Source organism: Arthrobacter sp. JCM 19049, from assembly GCF_001310435.1.
The window spans coordinates 1-1,917 of record NZ_BAXF01000419.1; the positions used below are offsets into that span (position 1 = coordinate 1).

2 protein-coding genes are annotated in these 1,917 nt (G+C 69.1%); both read right to left on the reverse strand.

Annotated elements, in window-relative coordinates; genetic code table 11:
• Positions 1–988: UvrD-helicase domain-containing protein (locus JCM19049_RS12900; RefSeq protein ID WP_279403174.1), on the reverse strand; the 988-nt coding region annotated here is incomplete at its 3' end.
• Positions 942–1,586: a UvrD-helicase domain-containing protein gene (locus JCM19049_RS12905; RefSeq protein ID WP_054821786.1), complete on the reverse strand. Its 645-nt coding sequence runs from the start codon at positions 1,584–1,586 to the stop codon at positions 942–944. The genes JCM19049_RS12900 and JCM19049_RS12905, both read right to left, overlap by 47 nt.
• Positions 1,587–1,917: the final 331 nt, after the last annotated feature.

Here is a 1,917-nt window from a genome sequence, read left to right on the forward strand (position 1 = left end):
CAACGCCCACAGGGCGGTTTCCGGGGTGGCGTTGCCGGTGGCCAGCTCTTCGCGCAGGCGCTGGTACATGCCCAGGAGCGTTCCAGCCCACGGGCCACCGGGCCCAGGTCCTGGGCCAGCTCCGGTTCATGCAGGGTGGCTTCGAGCAGTTCCTGGCTCGACGCCGGCCTCCACCGGCACTGTCCTTCTGGCGCAGCAGCTGGCGCAGCCGCCGGATTTCCAGCGCGGTGCTCATCCCGTAGCGGGAGAGCAGCAGCGACTGCATGCGCAGCGGGTCCTCGTTGGCTTCGGGGTTCACCGCCAGCGCCAGCAGGTCCAGCAGCGGGCGCACCGCGTTCTCCTCCTTCAGCGGCACTTCCGCCGGAGGGGTGGTTACCGCGATTCCCTGGCCTTCCAGGAAGCGGCTGAGATTGCGCACCTGGGAGCCGGTGCGCACCACGATCGCCATCTCCGCCAGGGGGCGGTGTTCGTAGAGGTTCAGGTGCACGATGTGCTGGGCGAGGAACCGCTCCTCCTGGGTGGAGTTTTCAAATAGATGAGTTTGCACCGTTGCCGGGTGGGGATCTTCCCCGAACTCCAGGGCTCGGCCATGCAGCCCGGCGGCCACCGGGACCCGGCGCACCACGCGTTTCCACGCCTGGGCGATGGCGGGGCCCATCCGGTAGCTGGTTTTCAGTTCGTAGATGCCAGCCGGGTTGCGGGGCGTTGAGTAGCGCTGGGTGAACTGTGCCAGCTCATCGGCGCGGGCGCCGCGGAACCCCTGCACCACATTGTCGGGGGCGGCGAAGGCCACCAAGTTCCGGCCACGCCCCAGCAGGGTCAGCAGCCGGTGTTGGGAAAGGCTAGCCTCCTGCAGGTCATCGACCAGGACCAGCTGCAGCTGATCCTGTTCGGCGGCCAGGAATTCGGGTTGGCTTCCAGCAGTTCCGCGGCCCGGGTGATCAGCCGGCCGGGTCGAAGGCCTCGGCGCTGCCCAGGTCCAGCAGATCCCGGTACTCCTGGTAGAACATGGCCGCGGCCACCCATTCGCCGCGTTCGGCCTGCTCCCCCAGCTGCGCGATGTCGTCCGGTTCCAGGCCGAGTTCGGAGACCCGGTCAAAGAACTCACGCACCTCCTTGCGAAAACCCCGGGTGCCCACCGCCAGGCGCAGTTCCTCCGGCCACGGCGGGGATGGGGTCAGCCCCTGTTCGTGGCCTTCGAGCAGGTGCCCGAGCAAGGTGTCCTGTTCCGGCCCGGAGAGCAGGCGCGGGGCCCGCTCCACCATGGGCAGCAGCCCCTGCAGCCGGGCGCGGCGAATCAGGTCGAAGGCGTAGGCGGACCAGGTGCGCACCACCGGTTCGGTAAAGGTTTGCTCGGCCCGTGCGCTAAGTTCATTGCGCAACAGGGCGGCGGTGTTGCGGGTGGGGGCCAGCACCAGCAGGGAGAGCGGGTCCAGCCCGGCACGCAGGCGCTGCACGGCGACTTCAACCAGCAACGTGGACTTTCCGGTTCCCGGGGCGCCGGCGACCAGTGAGGGCTGGCGCGAGGTGACCAGGTGATCCAGCACTTCTGGGGTGCCCGTTGCCGTGTCTGCCGATTCGCTCATGGTTCCATCCCATCACGCGGCTCCGACGTTTTGGTTCCACGGCCCGCCCGTTGCCCGAAGGCTGGTCGGTGCGCGGCCGCTCTTCATCCGCCCTGGAGGTCCGCGGCCCGTCGAGGCTGGCGGACAGTTCCTGGATTTGGCGCCACTGCCGGTCATTGGGCTGCCAACGGGCCCGGGCGACATCCACTCTGCCCCCGCGCCGGGGCATGCGCTCTTGATCCCAGTGGGCGCGCGCCTGCTCCAGCAGGGATGCGGTGATGTTGCCATCTGCCCGGATGATCCGCCACCAGGGCGTGCCCGGCGCGGTGCCCTGCATCGCCTTGCCGACCTG

Bases quoted from the DNA above. Each gene is read 5' to 3' on its own strand.
- JCM19049_RS12905 (WP_054821786.1), bottom strand. From the start codon at position 1,586: ATGAGCGAATCGGCAGACACGGCAACGGGCACCCCAGAAGTGCTGGAT.